This window comes from Microcoleus sp. FACHB-831 (assembly GCF_014695585.1).
GTDB lineage: Bacteria > Cyanobacteriota > Cyanobacteriia > Cyanobacteriales > FACHB-T130 > FACHB-831.
Genome location: NZ_JACJON010000037.1, coordinates 79,761 through 86,467, shown reverse-complemented (window position 1 = coordinate 86,467; position 6,707 = coordinate 79,761). Strand labels below are relative to the sequence as shown.

Annotated in this window: 5 protein-coding genes; 2 read left to right on the top strand and 3 right to left on the bottom strand. The window is 43.4% G+C overall.

What is annotated here, in order from left to right:
* Positions 1 to 1,093: 1,093 nt before the first annotated feature.
* Entirely contained in the window at positions 1,094 to 1,807 is a 714-nt protein-coding gene (locus H6F77_RS09370) for a Nif3-like dinuclear metal center hexameric protein (RefSeq protein WP_242022018.1), read from the bottom strand.
* A gap of 155 nt (positions 1,808 to 1,962) precedes the next feature.
* Between H6F77_RS09370 and H6F77_RS09365 the strand changes: the two genes are divergently transcribed.
* On the top strand, positions 1,963 to 3,126 hold the full coding sequence (locus H6F77_RS09365; protein WP_190487645.1) for a hypothetical protein: 1,164 nt from the start codon (positions 1,963 to 1,965) through the stop codon (positions 3,124 to 3,126).
* 152 nt (positions 3,127 to 3,278) lie between these two features.
* Here H6F77_RS09365 and H6F77_RS09360 read toward each other — a convergent pair whose 3' ends face one another.
* Positions 3,279 to 4,160 carry a M48 family metalloprotease gene (locus tag H6F77_RS09360; protein WP_190487643.1) on the bottom strand — a complete coding sequence of 294 codons (882 nt, stop codon included), beginning with the start codon at positions 4,158 to 4,160 and terminating at the stop codon, positions 3,279 to 3,281.
* Between the two features lie 264 nt (positions 4,161 to 4,424).
* On the opposite strand from H6F77_RS09360, the gene H6F77_RS09355 reads away from it, so the two are divergent.
* Positions 4,425 to 5,213, top strand: a complete 789-nt coding sequence (locus tag H6F77_RS09355; protein ID WP_190487642.1) for an SAM hydrolase/SAM-dependent halogenase family protein — start codon at positions 4,425 to 4,427, stop codon at positions 5,211 to 5,213.
* A gap of 70 nt (positions 5,214 to 5,283) precedes the next feature.
* Here the strand turns inward: H6F77_RS09355 and H6F77_RS09350 are convergent, their stop codons facing one another.
* Positions 5,284 to 6,654: a DUF2330 domain-containing protein gene (locus tag H6F77_RS09350; RefSeq protein WP_190487640.1), complete on the bottom strand. Its 1,371-nt coding sequence runs from the start codon at positions 6,652 to 6,654 to the stop codon at positions 5,284 to 5,286.
* Positions 6,655 to 6,707: the final 53 nt, after the last annotated feature.

Sequence of the window (6,707 nt, the reverse complement as noted above, 5' to 3'; positions counted from 1 at the left end):
TTATGAACGCTTACCACAAACTTCAGAAACTTTTATTTATATTGCGATGATACGTCTTATGGTTCGACGACTTGCATGAGTTTTGACTCAGTTTGACTTTTAAAACATCCTCTTAAATATTCCAAGGAAGATGTAGAAGAAAGCGCTAAAGTTAAAACAACAGAAGAAGAAATCCAAGCACAGATTTTTTTACATAAGTCTACAATTACCGATAAAGAATTAGAATTCCTTAAAGCACTTGGGTTTTATGTAGGAACGGGAATGCGAGTGGTTGCACATATAGGGTTATTACATCATCCTGAATTCGGATTGATAAGATGCCCTTACTGGGAATTGACAGTTAGAACGAATCAGAAGATTTTTGTTGCTAAGTACAAAATGAATGCAACAAAGCAACAAGAGTTAAAGAAGTACTTAAACGTTATGTCTGAAAGATACTTAGCAAAGGTGAATGAGAATGAATCTAACCAATACGATGATACGGTTCAAAAGAATAGAGGGAGAGGCATACACGCTTCTAAAGGTAATGAACGCAAATGAATTAACTAACCCATTACTTGTTGATATGGAGTTGTGCCTCTGCAACCTTGCGAAGGGTATTGTATTCACTGGAAACATATCACCGCTACTTTTAATGAGGTTGTATGAGATTCATAAAGTCCATCCGTTCTTAGCTTTGGATTGCGGTACTAAAGGCTACTTGATTTTTCACAGTAATAGAGAAGAGTTAAAAGTTGGTTTACCTGTACCGCGTTAAGAAGGTCTGGTAAGTAGTCAGAGAAAGTATTGCAAATGGCCACCTCCCCCTTTATATAGGCGTGAGGTGGTTTTTATATACCGCTACAACGTTCAACGATTTGTTAAACAAATTAGTTCAATAGATGAGCAGTACAAGTCTAGGGTTAATACTGTAGAGAAAAAGTAGTAGCTATGTACTACCGCATAGTCGTGAGAAATAAAGTTATTTTTTAGTGAGAGTATAGAGAGAGTAGAGAAAAAGATTAGGTAGAGAAGTAGAGAAAAGCTAAAAAGCTTACGCTACATGGGATTGCGCAGCATAAAACGACTCATGTTCTACTTATAGCGTCGTCTGCTAGCTTAATGTTTGCACTTCAAGGCTAGACCAGCGATCGCGCAAGATTCCAGCAAGCGATCGCAACCCCCACTCTTCGCATCGTCGATGACCGACTGCAATGACTGAAATTCCAGTTTCTAGAACTGCTTCTTCTGCTGGCTGTCTCAACTGTCCAGTAATGTATAAATCTGCGCCTCGCGCTGCGGCTTCGCGTACTAGGGCATCATTCATTGCGCCGACTACAGCCACGCGCTTGATGTCATTTTTGCTATTAGCAATAGCTTTGTCTAGTCCGCCGAAGATTTGATGTATGCGATCGCAGTAGCTAGGGAAAGTGTGTATAGGAATATCTGCGATCGCGCCTATGGGTCGTCCTTCTTTCTCACCCAACACCTCCAATGCAGACATCCCCAAAACATCAGCAAGTCGGGGATTAAAACCGAGTGTCATGCGTTCGTCAAAGGCTAAGTGATATGCAACTACACCGATATTGGGTGCAAGTTGATTTGGTTCAAGTTTCCAGGGACGATGTAAAAATAGGGCATCTATGCGTTTATATTTTGCCCATTCTCCTAAGTCCGCCCAAGGTTCTAAAGCTAAACCGATACAACGAATGGGGCGCGATGATGGGCTATAAATGCCACCTTGGTCGTCTTTAAAGCGATGGACGGCAAAGAAATAATCTAAGAATTGTGCAATATCGTCTAGATGAATCATGCCCGAAAACTGCATGGTGTTAATGAGATATTAATCTGACAGTAACAGTATTTGGGGGATGTAGGTGAGAGCGATCGCTTAAAAATTGCTAGCCAATGTTGATCTATCCTCCAGTAATGGGAACTCTTAAATAGAAAGTTACTTTCTTAGCTGCTCTCATTTACATTTTTATGAAAAAGCAAAATCTTGCAGAACTTGCCAAACAAAATTTGCAACATATCCACTGTGCTGCATGGTTTCCTTACCCCACATCCTGGCTAAAAGCCATGAGTTTGGCTTTATCTTTAGCAGTTATTCTAGTTATTGTTAGAATTACGGGAAGTGTGGGTGTCAATCTGGCGATACTGGTTGATAGTCCGGAAGTATTAGCTTTCTTTGGAATAATAGCAATGCTATCTCCAATAGTTGCGATCGCATTTGTCCATCACATTCTGCATCTGATTCTCGGTCAATTCATCCCATCATTTCAGCCACCAGAGATAGGCACGCTTCAAGGATGGTTTCCAGGGTTAATAAGCTGGTGGGAAGGATTGTATGGCTGGCTTGCTATATTCTTGGCTACGCTGACAGCAGTAGGGCTTGCTATCTTGCTCATGCCTTTATTCGGTCTTAGTTTCCAAGAAATAACCTATGAATATAATTCTTCAGCTGAGACAACGCTATACGGTTGGGTTAGTACCATATGGCTTGTTATTGCAGCAGGGCTTTACCAGATTGAGTATTTATTCAAGCGACGCATAATTGAAGTCTATTCTGTCAATAACGAACTAGCAACAAGTGCAGCCAATCTTAGTTCATCGCCAGATACAGAGATTGACAGTTTGCGCGAAGAAATGGGTATGAGCCAGATGAAAACAAACAGCAAAATACCAGCAACTACGAGCCAATCAAATCGCCAAAATCTCAGAAAGACTGAAAAGGTATCAAAACTTTTTCTGATGTTTCTTGTAATTCCTTTAATTGTGGCAGGAACATATTTGTTTTCTAAGTTACCACAATTTCAAATTACTGCACCTATTCCTGTCGCATCTCAAGCGCCAGCCGCAGCTAATAATGAAATTCCATCTGTCGCGCCAACACCTGTAGATTCTGCATCGCCTCAGTCTGACACTTTCAAACAGGCGGTGAACAAAGCAACGAGTGCAGCAACTATCACCCAATCAGCAAAATCCAATGGTGACTGGAACTTAGTAACTCGTGAGTGGGAAGAAGCGATCGCATTGATGAAAGCCGTACCGCAAACACATCCCCAACATACAGTAGCGCAGCAAAAAGCAATAGATTATCAACGCAATCTCGACTATGCTCAAAAAAATGCGGCGAGTAGTCAGTAAACTATTAACTATTGTCGTTTGAGTTTATCAACTGAATATTAATATAGCTAGTCTACAAATAATCAAAAACACGGTATGGATACCGTGTTTTTGAGCTAGCAAACTTCTAAAAAGAGTTAATAATTTTGTTTTCCATTAGGGCGAGGCAAAACTTAGACCAAAACCGGAGTACCTTGCTTTTGCTGTGCCAATTCTTGAAGACGACGAATGCGTTCCTCTGTAGGCGGATGAGTGCGGAAAAGAGATTGCAAACCTTTCGTAGATACAGGGTTAACAATCAGTAGCGGTGACATAGTTGGATTGCCATTCATGGGAATTTGATGACCCATTTCTTCAAGTTTCTCAAGTGCGCTGGCAAGAGCTAAAGGATTACCAGTTATTTCTGCCGAACCCAAGTCAGCAGCAAACTCCCTCGTTCGAGAAATTGCAAATTGAATTAAACCTGCTGCAATAGGAGCCAAAATTATTAAGAATAACGCTCCAAAAGCATTCCCACCCCGGCGATCGTCGCGGGTAACTGGGCCGTAAAGCGCTCCTAATGTAAGAATTCGTCCGGCAAAAGTTATAGCTCCAGCAATAGTGCCTGCAACTGCTTGGGTGAGGGTGTCGCGGTTGCGAATGTGGGTGATTTCGTGAGCCAAAACTCCTTCGAGTTCTTCGCGAGTAAGTATTTCTAAAATGCCTTGAGTTACTGCTAATGCTGCGTGTTCGGGATCTCGACCTGTGGCGAAAGCATTAGGTGATTTTGTAGGTACTACAAATAGAGTAGGCATGGGGATTTCAGCGCGATCGCTCAACGATGCAACCATATCGTAAAGTTCCGGAGCTTCTTGACGAGCAAGGGGTTGAGCGCGATATGCCATTAATGCTGCTCTATCGGAATAATACCAAGAGCTAAAACTACTAATTGCAGCTAAAGCAAAACCGATATAAAGTCCCTGTTCGTTACCTACGAGATAATAAGCACCTAGAACCAGGACACCGCTAAGCAGTCCTAGCAGTGCCGCTGTCTTAATTTGATTCATCCCAAGCATGATTTTTTTGTCTCAGTTGTTAAGGATTGTTTACATATTTCTCTTAAGTTCTCAAATTTCGTAGCAATCTAGTCTCTATCGCATGAGTGAAACTTACCTATTCCAAGTGGCAGGGAATTCTTGAACTCTGCGCCAAAACATTGCAACTGCGATGTTATGAGATAGCTTATTTGTGTGAAATTTACGCAATAAAATTTCTTTAAGACTGCCGCCAAGCGTCCGCGATCGCTTAATCTGACAGTAGCATTCCACAACAGAGGAGCTATGTTCATCAGCCTGATTGCAGACTACGGAACCGGAGATCCCGCTTTTGCAGAAGTTACGCAACGTCTTTTGATGGCGTTACCTCCATCCCAGATCCACTGCCTCTCGGTTCCTCCCTTCAGTACCTTGGCGACTGGCTTCTGGGTGGCGCAACTCGGCCTCAACCCCGGCCCTAGCGATCGCTTAATTTATCACAACTGCGCTCCCCGCAAGGATGACAAAGAAGCGCGACTGAACAATGAAGGCGAGGGATTGACTTACGCTCTGCTGTCCAACGGTGTTAAAGTAGTTGGCGTCTTTGCAGGTTATACGCTTTCCTTCATCAAAGACCACGCTCAAGTTATGCATACCGTGAAAGTGTCGCGGGGTGGGTCGCAGTTCCGGTCGCGTGATGTGTTTCCCAGTGCAGCAGCGGCGATCGCGCAGGGAGACCACAGCCTTTTGGGAGAAGCCTTGAAACCCGAACAAATCCCAGATGCACCCAGCGATCGCGTCGCCTGGATTGATGGCTACGGTAACATCAAAACCACCATTCCAGCGCATACCCTCAACCTCAAACCCGAAGAAAAAGTAGTAATTAGAGTCGGTGATGTGGTCAGCGATGCCATTTATTCAGATGGCAGTTTTCGCGTACCTGAAGGGACTCTCGCCTTTTCTCCAGGTAGTTCCGGGTGGCCTGCTGCTGATGGTGGGAACCAAATACGTTGGATGGAATTATTTTTGCGAGGCGGTAATGCTTGGGAACGCTTCGGCAGACCCCGCGTGAATCAGGTAGTTACTCAAATCTAATGAAATTGTTCAGGGTTGATTGCTCATTGCTATGAACAATCAACCCTGAACAATTAGCCAAAAATGATGCCTAGAAAGGCCAAATACGACGCCACCAAGCACCAGAATCGCCACTAGCTACGACAGGCAGTTTCTTACGGATATCCTGAATATTCCACCCAGTCAATTTCGCTAAATTCTGCGCCTCTTGTTCAAATCTTTTAGGCAAAGACCGTTTATATTCTTGTGCAGCTTGACACTTCGCCTCGCCTGTAAAAGCATGGCGCATAACATAACGACCCTGGAAATTTTTGCGGTTTGATGTTTCTTGGAACATCAAATCTTCTGGAAATTTATCGCGGCTATAGCGGACGTGAATTCTGGTGATAAAAACCGAGTTACCTAACGGGCGGGGAGGGGCGAATCTTCCTCTCGGCATTGGTGTTGAGTTTGTTGGTTGATCTAACCAAAATACACCAGCCTTACGCAGTTCTTCAGGGGTCAAAGGGTCGGCAGAACACGGGTCGCAGCTACTCATGTCCCAGGCATATTCCAGAAATGCCACCTTTTTATCTTCCTTAACATAAGAAGTTTGGAACATGGATTTATAGAAATTACCAAAATCGTTTTTAACGAATACTGGTATTTCTGTATCTGAAGGGATATTTACCAGGCGATAGTTAGTAACTTCTGCCATCCCTTTTGGCGATAGCAAATAAACTATCAAATCTTGTTCGCTGGTAGAGTTAATCATGCCTAAGCGAATCGGTAACATGAATTTAGGCGATTCGTAAGCCATCATTAGCGGTCGCAGCGATTGGAATCCGGTCTTTTCAAATTCTCCTAGATTGACTTTGGCGACAAAGAATTTCATCTTTTGTCTTATGTATGGCTGGAGCAATTGATTAGCGCCTTGGGGTATTTTGTAACCGTTGCGTTGCAGCCATGTTTGCAATCCGTCTGATTCTTTGGCGCTGAGTATGAGAATGTCGTATTCTCCTACTGTGAATTTTGCCTCTACAGTTACACCCAAATTGTTATCTCTAGCCCCTGCTGCGGAACGAGGCGCTGCTGATGGCGGTAGAGCCATTCTAGATCCCATTTGCACCCTGTCATTAACCGCGCACGGATCTTCGTCAAAATATTCCACCAGTCGGGGTGCGCTAAATGCATCTAGCCGTTCAATAATTTTGGGTTCAGCAACGCGAACTTGGTCTTTTTGCAGAACAGTAGGAACGGGGACAACAAGGGCAAAATCTTTAACAGCTCCTTGATAGTCATTCGCCATTGTTAGGACAGTGCGATCGCCATCCCTCGCGAGAATGACTTGCGATGCTTTGTTGTATAACTTGCTATCTGCTTTTGCAACATAAAATCCGCAAAATGCCCATGCTGTTGGTGCAAAGCAAATAAATGCCAGCACAAATATAATAACGATCTTCAAGATACGAAATAGCTTCATTTCCACTTCCTCTAATTATTAGGTGAGCATTGCCCACCGCTTTTGGCAATTGG

Excerpts from the sequence above, each read along its gene's own strand:
- H6F77_RS09370 (WP_242022018.1), bottom strand. The coding sequence starts at position 1,807 with ATGCAGTTTTCGGGCATGATTCATCTAGACGATATTGCACAATTCTTA.
- H6F77_RS09365 (WP_190487645.1), top strand. The coding sequence starts at position 1,963 with ATGAAAAAGCAAAATCTTGCAGAACTTGCCAAACAAAATTTGCAACAT.
- H6F77_RS09360 (WP_190487643.1), bottom strand. The coding sequence starts at position 4,160 with ATGCTTGGGATGAATCAAATTAAGACAGCGGCACTGCTAGGACTGCTT.
- H6F77_RS09355 (WP_190487642.1), top strand. The coding sequence starts at position 4,425 with ATGTTCATCAGCCTGATTGCAGACTACGGAACCGGAGATCCCGCTTTT.
- H6F77_RS09350 (WP_190487640.1), bottom strand. The coding sequence starts at position 6,654 with ATGAAGCTATTTCGTATCTTGAAGATCGTTATTATATTTGTGCTGGCA.